General features: G+C 68.1%; 10 protein-coding genes. 4 read left to right on the top strand and 6 right to left on the bottom strand.

The window, feature by feature from the left end; genetic code table 11:
• Positions 1–7: 7 nt before the first annotated feature.
• Positions 8–502 carry a MarR family winged helix-turn-helix transcriptional regulator gene (locus BIU99_RS12980; protein WP_064295084.1) on the bottom strand — a complete coding sequence of 165 codons (495 nt, stop codon included), beginning with the start codon at positions 500–502 and terminating at the stop codon, positions 8–10.
• A gap of 91 nt (positions 503–593) precedes the next feature.
• Here BIU99_RS12980 and BIU99_RS12975 point away from each other — a divergent pair, with 91 nt between their 5' ends.
• On the top strand, positions 594–1,526 hold the full coding sequence (locus BIU99_RS12975) for an NADP-dependent oxidoreductase (RefSeq protein ID WP_071261572.1): 933 nt from the start codon (positions 594–596) through the stop codon (positions 1,524–1,526).
• 90 nt (positions 1,527–1,616) lie between these two features.
• Here the strand turns inward: BIU99_RS12975 and BIU99_RS12970 are convergent, their stop codons facing one another.
• The 5 genes from BIU99_RS12970 to BIU99_RS12950 all read right to left on the bottom strand — a co-directional run bounded on the left by BIU99_RS12970 (position 1,617) and on the right by BIU99_RS12950 (position 10,106).
• Positions 1,617–5,228 carry a family 43 glycosylhydrolase gene (locus BIU99_RS12970; protein WP_071261571.1) on the bottom strand — a complete coding sequence of 1,204 codons (3,612 nt, stop codon included), beginning with the start codon at positions 5,226–5,228 and terminating at the stop codon, positions 1,617–1,619.
• Between the two features lie 74 nt (positions 5,229–5,302).
• On the bottom strand, positions 5,303–6,346 hold the full coding sequence (locus tag BIU99_RS12965) for an ABC transporter permease (protein WP_083397343.1): 1,044 nt from the start codon (positions 6,344–6,346) through the stop codon (positions 5,303–5,305).
• The gene (locus tag BIU99_RS12960) at positions 6,343–7,467 is read right to left on the bottom strand and encodes an ABC transporter permease (protein ID WP_139205435.1); all 1,125 of its coding nucleotides are present in this window, start codon (positions 7,465–7,467) and stop codon (positions 6,343–6,345) included. Before BIU99_RS12960 ends, BIU99_RS12965 begins: the two co-directional genes overlap by 4 nt.
• On the bottom strand, positions 7,464–8,990 hold the full coding sequence (locus tag BIU99_RS12955) for a sugar ABC transporter ATP-binding protein (RefSeq protein WP_064295086.1): 1,527 nt from the start codon (positions 8,988–8,990) through the stop codon (positions 7,464–7,466). Before BIU99_RS12955 ends, BIU99_RS12960 begins: the two co-directional genes overlap by 4 nt.
• Positions 8,991–9,107: 117 nt before the next feature.
• Complete coding sequence (locus BIU99_RS12950) at positions 9,108–10,106, bottom strand: ABC transporter substrate-binding protein (RefSeq protein WP_071261570.1); 999 nt, start codon at positions 10,104–10,106, stop codon at positions 9,108–9,110.
• Between the two features lie 267 nt (positions 10,107–10,373).
• Between BIU99_RS12950 and BIU99_RS12945 the strand changes: the two genes are divergently transcribed.
• The 3 genes from BIU99_RS12945 (at position 10,374) to BIU99_RS12935 (ending at position 14,226) form a co-directional block, all read left to right on the top strand.
• Positions 10,374–11,957 (top strand): sugar ABC transporter ATP-binding protein, encoded by a 1,584-nt coding sequence (locus tag BIU99_RS12945; protein ID WP_064295088.1) that lies wholly within the window; start codon positions 10,374–10,376, stop codon positions 11,955–11,957.
• Complete coding sequence (locus tag BIU99_RS12940) at positions 11,950–12,987, top strand: LacI family DNA-binding transcriptional regulator (protein WP_064295089.1); 1,038 nt, start codon at positions 11,950–11,952, stop codon at positions 12,985–12,987. The genes BIU99_RS12945 and BIU99_RS12940 overlap by 8 nt, the downstream gene beginning before the upstream one ends.
• A 255-nt stretch (positions 12,988–13,242) precedes the next feature.
• Entirely contained in the window at positions 13,243–14,226 is a 984-nt protein-coding gene (locus BIU99_RS12935; RefSeq protein WP_064295977.1) for a TerC family protein, read from the top strand.
• Positions 14,227–14,288: the final 62 nt, after the last annotated feature.

Genomic DNA, 14,288 nt, shown 5'->3' with positions numbered 1-14,288 from the left:
GCTGCGATCACGCCTTCCGACGGCGACCCGCCGAGCGTGGCGGAGCCGCCCGGAGGCGCTCGCTGACCCGCCCGAGGATGCGGGCGAGCTCGCTGACGTCGTCGTCGTCGAGCGGCGCGAAGAGCAGGTCCCTGACGGCCTGGATGTGGCCGGGGAACACCGTGGCGAGCACGTCCCGGCCGGCCGTCGTGATCGCCACGACCGTGCTGCGTTCGTCGTCCGGTGACGGCGAGCGGGTGATGAGTCCCCGCTGGTCGAGCAACTGCGCCTGGTAGGTGAGCCCACTACGGCTGTAGACCACGCCATCCGCGAGATCCGTCATGCGCAGGTGACCGTCCGGCGCATCACCGAGGCGCGCCAGCAACTGGAACTGGACGTAGCTCAACTCCCCCGCCTCGCGGAGCTGCTGCTCGACCGCCGGACGCAGGAGGCTGCTCACCTCGGTGAACGCGAAGTAGGCGCCGAGTTCGGTCGGAGTGAGGGATACAGGCGTTTCGGTCATGCGTCCATTCTAGGTGTTGCTTCGAGTTCGAAGCAGTGTTATCGTCATGCCAGTTGCTTCAAATTCGAAGCACTTGACGAAGGAGAGCATCATGCAGGCAGTCCAGTTCCACGAGGTCGGCGGACCCGAGGTCCTCCACTACGGCGACATCGAGCAGCCGACTCCGGCCCTCGGACAGGTACGCGTCCGCGTCGCAGCGTCGGCGTTCAACGCGGCCGACAACGGCATGCGGGCCGGGTTCCTGCCGATCCCGGTCCAGCTCCCCCACGTCCCCGGGTACGACGTGTCGGGCACGATCGACGCGCTCGGTGAGGGCGTCGAGGGACTCTCCGTCGGCGACGCGGTCATCGGCTTCCTCCCGATGGAGCTCGACGGCGGTGCGGCCGAGTACGTCGTCGCACCGGCGGAGGCCGTCGTCGCAGCACCGACGACCATCCCGCTCGCGGACGCCGCCGCCCTCCCCTCGGTCGCCCTGACCGCCTGGCAGGCGCTGTTCGACGACGGCGGTCTCGAGTCGGGTCAGCGCGTCCTGATCGTCGGCGCCGGCGGGGTCGTCGGCAAGTACGCGATCCGACTCGCCAAGCGCGCCGGGGTGCACGTCATCGCGACGGCCAGCCCGCGGAGTGAGGCGGCGGTGCGGGCCGCCGGAGCGGACGAGGTCGTGGACCACACGGCGTCCGACCTCCTCGGTGCGGTGTCGGCACCCGTCGACGTCCTCCTCAACCTCGCGCCGATCGACCACGAGCAGTTCGAGGCGCTCGTCGGGCTCGTCCACGACGGCGGTGCGGTAGTGAGCACCACCGCGTGGATGCCGACGCCCGGGGACGAGGCACGGCAGGTCCGCGCGGCGACGGTCTTCGTGCTGCCGAACCGCGACCGCCTGTCGACCCTCGTGTCGCTCGTCGACGAGGGATCGCTGACGGTCGAGGTGACGCGACGGATCCCGCTCGCCGAACTGCCCGCGCTCCACGCCGAAGCCGCTGCCGGCCGGATCGCCTGCAAGGTCATCGTCCTGCCGGCATGATCAGCCCGGTTCGTCGCGACCGGACAGGCGGCGATCCCGCCCGAGGTGACGATGGTCACCCCGGACGGGATCGGTGCTGGCGGGCGCGGGCTACGACGCGACGCGTCGGCGACGGACGACCAGCCACGCACCGGCGGCGAGGAGCAGCCCGGCCAGGCCGACGAATCCGACGACCGAGACACCGGTGGTCGAGAGCGCACCAGGACCGGAGCCCGCGGCGCCCGGAGCCGCGGCATCCGCTGCCAGGACGGTCAGCGCCGCCTCGGCCGTGATGCCCGAGTCCGCACCCAGCGCCTGCAGCATGTGTGCACCCGGCACCACGGAAGCGGGCACCGTGAGCGTCGCCACGAACGCACCCGAAGCGTCCGCGACGACGGTCCCGAGGTCGGTCGGGGTGGAGAACAGGGTGAACCGCACCTGCTCCCCCGCGGCGAAGCCGGACCCGGACACCGAGAACGACTCGCCCACCCGCACTGACGGCTGGTCGATCGTCAGCGTGCCCTCGGCACCGGGGACCGCGATCCGCTGCGGGCCGACGCTCTCGAGGGTCGGGACGACCGGGTTCATGAGGCCCGTCTCCGGGTCGAACGTCAGTCGGTCGATCGTCGTCTCGCGGTGCTGGCCGTCACCACCCGGGATGGCGAACCGGTGGTAGACGATGTACCAGTCGTCGGTGCCCGGCACGTTGAGGATCGAGCTGTGACCGGTGGCGAGGATGCCGAGTTCGGGTTTCTTCTGCAGGATCACACCGCGGTACGTCCACGGGCCGTCCACACTCGTCGCCGTCGCGTACCCGACCCGATAGTTCTCCGAACCGGTGTCGTCGATCGAGTACGTCAGGTGGTAGATCCCGTCCCGGTAGTTGACGAAGGCACCTTCGCGGAAGTCGGTCAGGCCGTCGATGCGCTTGAGCGTGTCGGCCTTGATCGACAGCATGTCGTCGGACAGCTCCGCGTACACCGGCGAACCGTTGCCCCAGAACAGGTAGCTCTTCCCCGTCTCCGGGTCGGTGAACGTGGCCGGGTCGATCGCCTGTCCCGAGGTCACCGCTTCGTCGTTGAGGATCATCGCGTTCGGCTGAGCCGTGAACGGACCGGCCGGACTGTCCGCGACGGCGACGCCGATGGTCTTCCGGTCGACCGAGGGGTTGTGGCCACTGAAGTAGAAGAAGAACTTGCCGTCCTTCTCGCCGATCGTCGGCGCCCAGGCGTTGCCGGTCGCCCACGGCACGTTCCCGTTCGCGCCGTCGAGCGTGAGGATCGGCTCCGCCGAACGCTCCCAGTCGACGAGGTTTTTCGACGACCAGACGTAGAACTCCTTGCCACCCCAACCGGCGAAGCCGTCGGTGGTCGCGTAGATGTAATAGGTGTCGCCCCAGACGAAGACGTTCGGGTCGGCGTAGAGACCGGGGATGACCGGGCTCTTCATCTCGACCGCCCGCATCGTCCACGTCACGGCCTCACCCGAGGTCGGCGTCAACGTCACGGTCACGGGGCTGCTGAGGTCGACGGCGGTCCCCGAGGCGGGGCTAGCCGTGACACCGGCCGCGGTCGTGAAGGTCGGGCTCAAGGCGGTGCGGTCCGTTCCGGGCTGAACCGGGAAGACGACCTCGTGGCGGTCGTCGTCGACGATCGGGGCGGTCTTCAACACGTCCTCCTCGAGGCCGATGTCGGTCAGTGCCGCGGTGTTCCCGGAGCCGGCGAGCACCTCGTCCGCCGAGAGGGCGCGGTTGTAGATCGCGAACTCGCGGAACGCGCCCTTCAGCCGGTTGTCGGCGTCGTAGTTCGAACGGCCCAGGTAGTTGGCGCTCGTCCACCCGCCGCCGATGTCGCCCGGATCCGCCGTCACGGTCCCGGTGCCGACGGCGATGCCGTCGAGGTAGATCGTTGCCGTGGTGCCCTGCAACGTGTACGTCAGCTTCGCCCAGCGACCGCGCGTCAGGTCCTTGCCCTGCGACACCGTCTGCTCCGTGCTCCAGTTGCCGGTCGCGAGACTCGTCCGGTACGCGTTGCCGGTGCTGAACAGGTAGCCGTCGCCGGCGCCACCGGTGGTGTTGCCGAGCCCGTAGATGAAGTACGGGTTGGCCTGCGTCGGGTCGATCCAGACCTCCGCCTCCACCGTGACGTCGGTCACCCCGGCGAGCAGGTCGTCGGGCAGCTTGACGTAGTCGTCGCCACCGTCGAGCTGCAGCGCACCGTCGGAGAAGGTCGCACCGCCTTCGACCGTCGCGTCGAGGCCGTTGCCGGACACGTCGCTGAGCGTCGAGCCTGCGGAGCCGGCGAAGTCGTAGCGGACGATCTCACCGTCCTCGTTCGCGGGCACCGGCTCGGGTGCTCCGCCGAGGCTGTCCTCGAGCAGTTGCAGCTCTGCGGCCGTCACCGGGAGCACCGTGCCGTGGCGCGGGCTCGCGGGCAGGTCGTAGTCCTTCGCGACCTGCCAGTCCGGGTTCGCGATGTCCTCGGTCTCGAGCGGGATGTAGCCGCGTCCGCCGTACTCGTCGACGAAGAGGTAGAACTTGTCACCGTTGACGTCGCCCGGGTTGGCGGCGAACGCCGTCGGCCCTTCGACCGCGCTGGTGCCGGCGTCGCGACCGATGCAGGTGTCGAGCACCGTCCAGGACTCGAGCGTGGCCCGCAGGTCCGTCGAGGACTCCTGGATGATGTCGGCGCACCCGGTGCCACCGGCACCCTCGTCCTTGGTGAAGCGGTAGTAGGTGTCGCTCGACTTGATCACCGTGGAGTCGATCCGCGAGACGCCCTGGTCCTGCCAGACCTGCGGCTCGCTGAACGTCGTGAAGTCGCGGGTGGTCGCGTACATCATGCGGTGGTAGCTGTTCCCGGTGTGGTCCGGGTCGTCGGCGCCGTAGAGCGACGAAGCCCAGAAGACCACGTACGCGCCGATGGTGTCGTCGTAGTACGCCTCGGGTGCCCAGGTGTTGCCCGCGTTCTCCGGTGCGACCTCGATGTGCCGCTGATCGGACCAGGTCACGAGGTCGTGGGACTCCCACACCTCGAGGTAGTGGCTGCCCGTGCGGACGGAGTCTCCCCAGGACGTGCCGCTGCCGATCGAGAGGTCGGTGGCGATGAGGTAGAAGGTGTCGCCCTCGGGAGAGCGGATGAGGAACGGGTCGCGCAGCCCCTTCGTACCCTCGTCCGAGGTGAGGACCGGGCGTCCGGCGTTGAGTTCGTTCCAGTCGAGCGCGTTGTTGCCCTCGCTGGCGGCGAAGTAGATGTTCTCGCCGGCGAGCGAGTTGCCGGTGAAGTAGGCGAAGGCGTAGCCCTCGTAGTCGGGGGTCGCGATCGCGGCGCGGACGGTCGCGGTGAACTCGCGCGTCGCGGTCGCCTCGCCCTGACTGAGCGTGGCGGTCAGGGTGACGGTGGTGTCCGTGGCGGGCCGTGTCACGACACCGTCGGTGGCGATCACGGCGGGGTCCGATGACGCCCAGGCGATGTCGATCCCCTCGGGTGCTCCCGGCAGGGTCAGATTCCCGCGCACGTCGTCGACGTTCGCGATCGAGAGCGCCGCCGCGGCGGCGTCCAGGTCCTCCTGCGCCGTGGGGGCGGCTCGGAAGTTGGACTGGGAGGTCGCTGTCGGGGCGGTCCCCGGCGACACCGCTGCGGCGGCGCCGGAGGCACCGACGAGCGGCAGGATCAGGGCCGCGATGGAGGTCGCGACGACCGTTTTGAGGCGCAGTTGTCTCATGGGGGTTGGTTCTCCTGGTTCGGCGTCGTTGTCGAGCGGGATGGAACGGGTGGTGCGGTGGGGGTGTGCAGGCGTCAGGTCTTGCGTTTGCGCGAGACCACGAGTCGCTGGAGGAGGACGAAGACGAGCAGGATGCCGCCGGTGATGATGGTGGTCGCCTCCGGCGGGATGCTGCCGTCGCGGGTGATGAGCACGTTCATGAGGCCGAGGACGAGCGCGCCGACGACGGAGCCGAGGACGAAGCCTGCGCCTCCGGTCAGGAGCGTGCCGCCGATGATGACCGCTGCGATGGCGTCGAGCTCCCAGCCGACGCCCGTGATGTTCTGAGCGATGCCGAGCTTCGAGGTGTAGACGACGGCCGCGAGACCGGCCAACGTGCCACTGATCACGTAGACCATGAGCTTCGTGCGGACGACGGGCAGCCCCATGAGGAGCGCAGACTGCTCCGAGCCGCCGATCGCGTAGACGGTCCGGCCGAGGCGGGTCTTGTGGAGCACCACGAACGCCGCGGCGACGACGAGCAGGGCGATCAGGACGTTCGGGGTGGTGATGAGGTCGTTGATCTTCGGGCCGTCGATCACCTTCCACTCGGTGGAGAGCGAACGGATCGGCGAGTCGTCGGCGAGACGCTCCGGCGTGGTGCTGAGCATCGAGGCGAGACCGCGCCCGAGGAACATCATCGCGAGGGTGGCGATGAACGGTTGCACGTTGAAGTACTGCACGAGCACGCCCGAGAACACGCCGAACGCGGAGCCGATCAGGATCATGATCACCATGACCGCGATCGGGTTCCAGCCCGAGTTCGCGAGCATCACCCCGATCAGACTGCTGATGGCGATGATCGCACCGACGGAGAGGTCCACGCCGCCCGTGAGGATCACGAAGGTGAGTCCGACGGCGAGGATGATCAGGTACGCGTTGTTGATGAGCAGGTTCGAGATCGTGCTGGCCTGGACGATGCGTCCGTAGGCGATCTCGCCGTAGACGACCATGCCGATGAAGATGACGACGGCCGCCAGGGTGGGCAGGGTCTCGAGGTTGGGCGTCAGCCGGGACAGCAGCGAGCGCCGTGGGAGCACCGGAGCGTCGGGCGTCGGTCGGTCGGTGAGGGTGCTCATGCTGACACCGTTTCCTTTCGCGTGGGGACCGACGCCGTGGGCGTCGTCCGGGACTTCCGCCGGGCGAACAGGGCTCTCACGCGCTGCGACTGGAGGAGGCAGATGATCACGATCACGACGGCCTTGAACGCCGGCGTCGCCGAGGAGGGGATGGAGAGGAACACGATCGTCTTGTCGAGGGTCGCGATCAGGAGCGCGCCGATCACGCTGCCGGTGAGGGAGAACTTGCCGCCGGCGAGCGAGGTGCCGCCGATGACGACCGCGAGGATGGCGTCCATCTCCGCGTTCAAGCCGGTCTTCGCGACCTCGACCGTCATGACGCTGGCGGTGCTGAAGATCCCGGCGACGCCCGCGAGGACGGCGCTCACGATGTAGACGGCGATGAGGATGCCGATGGGGCGGATACCCGCCATCCGGGCGGCGCGCGGGTTGATGCCGATGGACTCGATCATCAGGCCGAGCGCGGTGCGCCGGACGAGGAACGCGACGATCGCGACGATGACACCGGCGATGATGAAGACGACGGGGAATCCGAACACGGTCCCGTTGGCGAGCCAGCGGAAGGGCTCGTTCGTGGCGGAGGTGTTCTGCCCCGAGGTGATGACCTTCGCGAGGCCGCGACCGGCGAGCATCGTGATCAGCGTGGTGATGAACGGCTGCAGGCCGACGATCGAGACGAGCACCCCGTTGACCGTGCCGAGGAAGGCGCTCACGGCGAGCGCGAGCAGCGCTGCGACGATGGCCGAACCCGCGTCGCCGCCGCTCTGGTTGCTCATGAACTCCATCGACACGGCGCCGGAGACGGCCATGACGGAACCGACCGAGAGGTCGATGCCGCGGGTGGCGATCACGAGCGTCATTCCGACCGCGATCATCATGATCGGGGCGCTCGCTCGCAGGATGTCGATCGGGTTGCCCGACAGGTTGCCGGTCGTGCCGTTGACGGAGACGCCGAGGTAGCCGGGGTCCTTGACGAGGTTGATGACGAGCAGGAGCAGCAGGGTCACGATCGCCCAGATGTAGGGCTGGTGGACGATGGTGCTGACGACGCCGCGGGCCGAGCCCTGGCCGCCGCGTGCGGAGGAACCGGAACGGGCCGGCCCCTGACTGGTGGCGCTCACGTGGCGCTCCCTTCGGTGGCGATCAGGTCGACGATGGTGTCTGCGGTGACCTCGGGTCCGTTGACGATCTCGCCGATCTTACGGTGGTCCTTCAGTACGACGATCCGCTCACTCAACCGCACGACCTCCTCGAGCTCGGAGGAGATGAACACGACGGACATCCCGTCCTCGGCGAGCGCGGCGATCGCCTCCTGGATCTCGGCCTTGGCGCCGACGTCGATGCCACGGGTCGGCTCGTCGAGCACGATGAGCTGGGGCTTCGTCGCCAACCATCGGCCGAGGAGCACCTTCTGCTGGTTGCCGCCGGAGAGGTTCTTGATGGGTCGTTCCGGGTCGGAGGGCCGGACGTTGAGTTCGAGCAGGTACTTGTCGCAGAGCTCGTTCTGCTCGCGGCGGGACAGCGGACGCGCCCAGCCCCTGCGGGCCTGGACGGCGAGGATGAGGTTCTCCCGTACGGTCAGGTCGCCGATGATGCCTTCGTCACGTCGGTTCTCCGTGGAGAAGGCGATCTGCTTCGACAGGCCGGCCATGGGCGTGTGGACCTCGGCGGTCGCGCCGTCGATCGTGACCGTGCCGGAGTCGGGACGGTCTGCACCGTAGATGAGCCGACCGAGCTCGGTGCGGCCCGACCCGAGGAGCCCCGCGAGACCGACGACCTCGCCGGCGTGGACCTCGATGTCGACGGGGTCGATGGAACCCTTCCGCCCGAGGTCCTTGGCGCTGTAGAACGCCGGGGTGTCGGCTGTGGCGGTCCGGCCGCGGTTGGAACCCAGGGCGGCGAGCGCGCCGTAATCCTTGCCGATCATCTTGGAGATGAGCTCGGTGCGGTTGAGGTCCGCGGTGCGGTACTCCCCGACGAACTCGCCGTTGCGGAGCACCGTGAGTCGGTCGCTGATCGCGTAGACCTGGTCGAGGAAGTGGGAGACGAAGAGGATCGCGACGCCCTGGTCGCGTAGCCGGCGCATGACCTGGAAGAGGCCCTCCACCTCGTTGGCGTCGAGGCTGGAGGTCGGCTCGTCGAGGATGAGCACCTTCGACTTCGTGACCATGGCCCGGCTGATCGCGACGAGTTGTTGCAGGGCGAGCGAGATGCTCGAGAGCGGCTGCTTGGGGTCGATGTGCCCGAGGCCGAGCCCGACGAGCGCTTCGTGTGCGGCTTCGTGGGTGCGGCGCCAGTTGATGCCGAAGGGACCGCGGACCTCGTGGCCGAGCATCACGTTCTCGCCGACGGTGAGGTTGTCGCAGAGGTTCACCTCTTGATAGACGGTCGAGATGCCGGCGCTCTGCGCGTCCGCCGTTCCGGAGAACGAGCGGGGGCCTCCGGCGACCAGGATCGTGCCGGAGTCGATCTTGTACACCCCGGTGAGCGCCTTGATGAGCGTCGACTTGCCGGCGCCGTTCTCGCCCATGAGCGTGTGGACCTCGCCGGGGAAGAGACGGAAGTCCACGTCTTGCAGGGCTTTGACGCCCGGGAACTCGATGGAGATGTGCTGCATCTCGACGATCGGCTCGGTGATTGCCATGTCTGCCTGGTCGTTCTGCCGGTCGATCCGGCGTCGTCGCCGGGGAGTCTGGTCCCCGGGAAGCGGGTGGGCGGTCGCCCGGCAGCGAGGGGGTGGCTGCCGGGCGACCGGGTCGGATCAGTAGGCGCGTTCGGGCAGTGCCGCCGTCGCGGCGTCCGGGGAGTCGAACGTGACGCTCGGCACCACGATGTCCGATTCGACCGTGTCGCCGGCGAGTGCCTTCTTGACGATGTCGATCGCGGTCTCACCGAACAGCGGGTTGTACTCGGCGACGAAGCTCAGGCGTCCGGCGGCGAGTGCTTCGAGCGCCGCCTTGGTGCCGTCGATCGTGATGATCTTGACGTCGGTTCCGGGCTTCAGGCCGGCCTCCTCGACGGCGAGTGCGGCGCCGAGGCCCATCTCGTCGTTCTGTGCGAAGACGAGCTGGACGTCGTTGTTGTTCGCCTTGAGGATGGTCTCGAAGACGCTCTTCGCCTCTTCGGTGGACCAGTTGGCCGACTGCGACTCGAGCTTGGTGAAGTTCGGGTCGATGGTGTCGTCCCAGCCCTTGTTGCGGTCGTTGACGACGGAGAGGCCGGGAGGGCCTTCGAGGACGACGTACTTGGCGCCGTCGGGGAACTGACCGTTCGCCCACTCGGCGGCCGAGGCGCTGATGCCGACGTTGTCGGGGGCGATGCGGCTCGTGTAGAGCTCGGTGTCGTTCGGCTCGATGCCGCGGTCGAGCAGGACCACGGGGATCTCGGCCTCCTTCGCGCGCTCCAGGACGCTCTCCCAGCCGGTCGCCTCCGTGGCGGAGAGCAGGATGGCGTCGACGCCCTCGTCGATGAACGAGGTGAAGGCGGTGATCTGCGAGTTCTGGTCGCCGTTCGTCGCCGGTGCGTACTTGAGGTCGAAGCCGTTCTCCTTCGAGAACGAGTCCTGGATGTTCTTCTCGTTCGCAGTGCGCCATCCGCCCTCGGGGCCGACGGCCACGAAGCCGATGGTGGTGAGTTCGCCGTCCGAACCGGCGTCGCCGTCGGAGCTTCCGGAACTGCTCGAGCAGGCGGTCGCGCTGAACGCGAGAGCGCCGACCAGGGCGAGGCCCGCGAGTGCGCGGACACGTGTTGTCTTGAACATTGTTCTCCTCTTTGAGACCCGCGGTCCCGACGATGGGTGCGGCGTGAATGTGACGTGCGTGGTGCTGCGGTGACGCAGGTGGTCGGTGATTGTTAGCGATCACATCTGCGTTGTGCTGAACATTAGCCACGGCTGGGAAGGGTTGTCAACAGGCAATGTGAGCCCTCACAATTCCTGCGGAGCGGCCTCCCGGCGGTGCCGTCGCGCGCGCTAGAGTCGGGTGATCAGCGGACACCCGGCCGCGATCACCTCGACGGAGAGCTGCAGATGACCTCGCCCACGCCACTCGTGCAGTTGCGCGGTGTGTCCGTGAGCTTCCCCGGCGTCAAAGCGCTCGACGACGTCGACCTCCGACTGTTCCCCGGCGAGGTCCACTCCCTCATGGGCGAGAACGGAGCGGGGAAGTCGACCCTGATCAAGTCGCTGACCGGGGTCCATCGGATCGACAGCGGAAGCATCCTCCTCGAAGGACGCGAGGTCTCGTTCTCGAGCGTCGCCGACGCCCAGGCGCACGGGATCAGCACCGTCTACCAGGAGGTCAACCTCCTCCCCAACCTGACCGTCGCCGAGAACATCCTCCTGGGCCGCGAACCACGTCATGCCTGGGGAGGGATCTCGGGGAGGCGCATGCGTGAGCGCGCACGAGAGCTGCTCGCCGTCGTCGGACTCGACATCGACCCGGCCTCGCAGCTCTCCGCCCATCCGCCGGCGATCCAGCAGCTCGTCGCGATCGTCCGGGCGATCGCCGTGCGCACCAAGGTGCTCGTCCTCGACGAACCGACCTCGAGCCTCGACAACGACGAGGTCACCGAACTCTTCCGGGTCATCTCGATCCTCAAAGCCGAGGGCGTCGCGATCCTGTTCATCTCGCACTTCCTCGACCAGGTCTACGAGATCTCCGACCGCCTCACGGTGTTGCGCGAAGGCCGACTCGTCGGCGAATACCTCCCGCACGAACTGCTCCGGATCGACCTCGTCCACAAGATGATCGGTAGAGAGCTCGCGACCTTCGACGAGATCCGACGCGGGCTCGACACCTCCGATGAGGGCGACGCCCTCGACGGTGAGGACCCGTTCGTCTCGGCGATCGGGCTCGGGCGCCAGGGTGCGATCGAACCGATCGACCTGAAGGTCTACGAGGGCGAGATCGTCGGCATCGCCGGACTGCTCGGCTCAGGACGGACGGAGCTCGCCAGACTCCTGACCGGCGTCGACCGGGCCGACACCGGCTCGGTGGAGGTGGCCGGGAGGGCCACCCGCCTCGGATCCCCGCGCCGCGCCCTCAAACAACGGATCGTCTACGCGTCGGAGAACCGTCGCACCGAGGGGATCATCGGCGACCTCAGCCTGCGCGACAACATCGCGCTGGCCCTCCAGGCGGACCTCGGGTGGTTCAGACGGATCCCGCTGCGTCGGCAGAACGAACTGGCCGAGAGCTACATCCAGGCGATGGGCATCAAGCCGGCGAATCCCGATGCGCTCATGAAGGAGCTCTCAGGAGGGAACCAGCAGAAGGTACTCTTGGCGAGGTGGCTCGCGCTCGCTCCTCGGTTGCTCGTGCTCGATGAACCGACCCGAGGCATCGACATCGGCGCCAAGGCCGAGATCCAGAAGCTCGTGACCCGGCTCGCCGAGAACGGTCTGTCGGTCGTGTTCATCTCAGCCGAACTCGAGGAGGTCCTGCGCATCAGCCACCGGATCGCCGTGCTGCGCGACCGACGGAAGGTCGCCGACCTCCCGAACTACGACCTCACCGTCTCGAAGCTGCTGGCCGCGATCTCGGAGGGGCCGGACGAGGCCCCGCCGGAACCGAGCACGACCGCCGACGACGAGAGGGGACCGCGTGGCTGAGCCGTCCCGTCATGCGACGATCTTCGACGTCGCGCGGCTCGCGGGGGTCTCGCACCAGACCGTGTCACGGGTGCTCAACGACCTCCCGAACGTGCGCCCGGCGACGAAGGCGCGGGTCGATGAAGCGATCAAGCAGCTGCGCTACGTCCCCTCCCCCGCCGCGCGCACGCTCGTCACGAAGCGATCCCGGACCATCGGCCTCATCGCCACCGGCGGCACCGAGTTCGGGCCCTCGTCCTCGGTCCTGCACTTCAACGCCGCGGCCCGCGACGCACGGTGGTCGGTCTTCACCGCGAACATGGTGGACAGCGACCCGGGTTCGGCGCGCGCAGCGGTCGAGGGGTTCCTGCGCCAGAACGTCGAGGGCATCGCCGTCATCAGCGCGCGCGAGGGGGTCACCGACATCGTGGCGGGGATGGAACTCAGCGTGCCGCTCGTGGCCCTGCACGCCACGCCACGCGCGGGCATGGTGACCGTCGGCGTCGACCAGTACGCCGGCGCGCGTGCGGCGACCGCCCACCTCATCGCGCTCGGCCACCGGCGCATCGGGCACCTCGGCGGACCACCGGACGCGATCGACGCCCGCGAGCGTGAGCGTGGCTGGCGGGACGAACTCGCTTCAGCGGGTCTCGTCGCGCAGGTCGTCGGGACCGGCGACTGGACGCCGACGTCCGGATACTCCCTCGGGCGTCAGCTGGACGACGAGGTCACCGCGGTGTTCGCCGCCAACGACCAGATGGCGCTCGGCCTCATGCACGCCCTCACGGAGCGCGGCCTCCGGGTCCCGCTCGACTTCAGCGTCGTGGGGTTCGACGACATCCCCGAGGCGGAGCACCTGTCGCCACCGCTCACCACCGTGCGGCAGGACTTCGAACGGGTCGGCCGAGCCCTGCTCGCGACCCTGCTCGACCACGTCAATGGAGAACCCCCGGGAGCGGTGCCGCCCTCGGTACCGGAGCTGATCCTGCGCGACTCCACGGCGACGGCGAACGCCGAGCGCTTGGCGAGGCGCAGCGTCGACGTCCCCTGAGCGTCTCCGGTCACTGAGCCCCACCCGGCCCCTGAGCCACCCACCCCGGTCCCTGAGCCTGTCGAAGGGCGAATTCCCAGGCACCCCTCCCACCCCTGACCTACACTTGTCGGAGCAGGGGGAGTACTCCTTCGCGACATGCTCGTCAGTACGGATCCGCCATCGGGTCCCGGGGTGTCGGCTCTCATCGAGAGTGGAGAAGACCGTGTTCCGACCATCGCGTCGGAGTCCCGTCCTCGAGCCCCTGGAGCCACCATGGCCGTCACCCCGCTGATCTGGATCATCACCATCGGTGTCACGATCCTCTTCTTCGTCTACGAGTTCTTCGCGCACGTGCGGAAGCCCCACGAACCGACCATCGCCGAGTCGGCACGCTGGTCGATCTTCTACGTCAGCCTCGCCCTGTTGTTCGGTGTCGGCATCGGCCTCGTCTCCGGCTGGACGTACGGCGGCGAGTACTTCGCCGGGTACCTGACCGAGAAGGCGCTGTCGATCGACAACCTGTTCGTCTTCCTCATCGTGATGGCCGGGTTCGCCGTGCCGAAGGCGTACCAGCAGAAGGTGCTGATGATCGGCATCATCATCGCCCTCATCATGCGCGGCGCGTTCATCGCCGTCGGCGCCGCACTCATCGACAACTACTCGTGGATCTTCTACCTGATGGGCGCGCTGCTGCTCTTCCTCGCGTACCGCCAGGCGTTCGGTAGCCACGAGAGCGACCCGGCCAACGGCAAGGTCGTCGGATTCGCCCGCCGCATCCTCCCGATCACCGACACCTACCACGGCGACCGACTCTCGGTGAAGATCGACGGCAAGCGCTTCTTCACGCCGATGCTGCTGACGATCGTCGCCATCGGGTTCGTCGACCTCGTGTTCGCGGTCGACTCGATCCCCGCGATCTACGGCCTCACCGAGGAGGCGTACATCGTGTTCACCGCCAACGCCTTCGCCCTGATGGGTCTCCGCCAGCTGTTCTTCCTCATCGGTGGTCTGCTGGAACGCCTCGTCTACCTCGCCCAGGGCCTCGCCGTCATCCTCGCCTTCATCGGCGTGAAGCTCGTGTTCCACGCCCTCCACGTCAATGAGCTGCCGTTCATCAACGGCGGTCAGCACATCGACTGGATCCCCGACATCCCGATCTGGTTCTCGCTGCTCTTCATCGCCGCGACCATCACCGTGGCGACGGTCGCCTCGCTCGCGAAGACCCGCCGTGACGCACGGGCCGGCCTCGAGCGGTAGTCCACGACGGTCCTGCTCGCGGCACCGGTGATCCGTTTTCCGCAAGAACCGCCGGCCTGAGG

Origin of the sequence: Plantibacter sp. MMLR14_011 (genome assembly GCF_001865025.1) — a bacterium.
GTDB classification, from domain to species: domain Bacteria; phylum Actinomycetota; class Actinomycetes; order Actinomycetales; family Microbacteriaceae; genus Plantibacter; species Plantibacter flavus_A.
Note: the sequence above shows the minus strand (reverse complement) of the source record. Positions and strands in the feature narration are given on the sequence as shown.